Source organism: Thiolapillus sp. (assembly GCF_048562965.1).
Taxonomy (GTDB): Bacteria; Pseudomonadota; Gammaproteobacteria; order Chromatiales; family Chromatiaceae; genus Thiolapillus; species Thiolapillus brandeum_A.
In genome coordinates this window covers 1-1,051 of sequence record NZ_JBHNMF010000978.1, presented here as the reverse complement: position 1 = coordinate 1,051, position 1,051 = coordinate 1, and the positions used below count along the sequence as shown (strand labels likewise).

The 1,051-nt window shown below is 48.4% G+C and carries 2 protein-coding genes; both read left to right on the top strand.

The window, feature by feature from the left end; translation table 11 throughout:
* Window positions 1-411: 411 nt before the first annotated feature.
* Window positions 412-498, top strand: coding sequence for a hypothetical protein (locus tag ACOCD2_RS21620; protein ID WP_368857421.1), 87 nt, complete (start codon window positions 412-414; stop codon window positions 496-498).
* Window positions 499-605: 107 nt separating this feature from the next.
* Complete coding sequence (locus ACOCD2_RS21615) at window positions 606-809, top strand: hypothetical protein (RefSeq protein ID WP_293647586.1); 204 nt, start codon at window positions 606-608, stop codon at window positions 807-809.
* Window positions 810-1,051 lie beyond the last annotated feature (242 nt).

Here is a 1,051-nt window from a genome sequence, read left to right as displayed (position 1 = left end):
GGAAGTACCTGGGATTGATTGCTAATAAACAGGAAGAAAGGGTGGAAATAGAGTCTCTAGACGATATTTTTAAATACACAGATAATTTGCGTGCTGTTATAGGTGAGTATAGTGAGTAGGAGTCGGGTCCCGTGTGATTATATTCTAAAAATCTGCGTTCTAAGAACGCAGATTTGCCTTTTGCCCCCTATAAGGGGGCTTTGATGCCAGCCTTCTGAGAAGGCTGGCTGGTGAGTTATCCCATTTCATTGATTACTTGCCCAAGTCCATTTGAACTTGGCGTTGTTCCTGTTTCTCCTGGTATTTTACATACTTCGTAAACGCCAGAGAATCAGCCCTCTTGCAGCTTACTGAGGGTGACGTTCCAAGGTAGCAGGGCCTCGATCTCTTCAACTGTACTGGCTCCACCATGTGCTGCAGCACATCGGCAATGCCAGGACGGTTGAGGACATTGAAGCCCTGCTACCCTGGAACACGCCTGTCAAAAAAATGCAATAGGGCTGATTGTTTGGCGCTTACCAAATAGGTTGTCAAAGGCCGAGTCGATTTTGGGGACTGGGATGTCCCAAAATCTATCACGAGGCCGAAGACACGCTTGTGAAGAAATGGAAACCGTTGGCAAAAAGTTCGAGCTGGAAGCTTTCGTTTCTGACTATCCGGTATGGGTGCTTGGCGCACCTGACTGTGACGATGACGACATCGCCAAGCATTTAACCCTACAAATCGCACCCAAGAAAGGAAAGGTGTATTGGGAGCATCCAGAAGACATGAATAAGCGACTGATTGAACTGGATGATAACCACTGCTGAGGGCATTTGCGCAGAAAGTTGCGGTTTCACCCTCGCAAACCCAACCTCAAACCGCAATTTTCCGTAGGAAAATCACCTGCCAAAAAAGTTGGCGGTTATCGCAGCTACCCGGTCACTACCCCTTCTTCGGGCGATTCAGTGGCAAGCTCAATGCGCGTCAGCAAAAGACGTTTGATGTCGTGTTTCGGCGCGGACCGGATCGAATCGCTCGCGGGATTACGCCAAAGGATTACACCAAGATC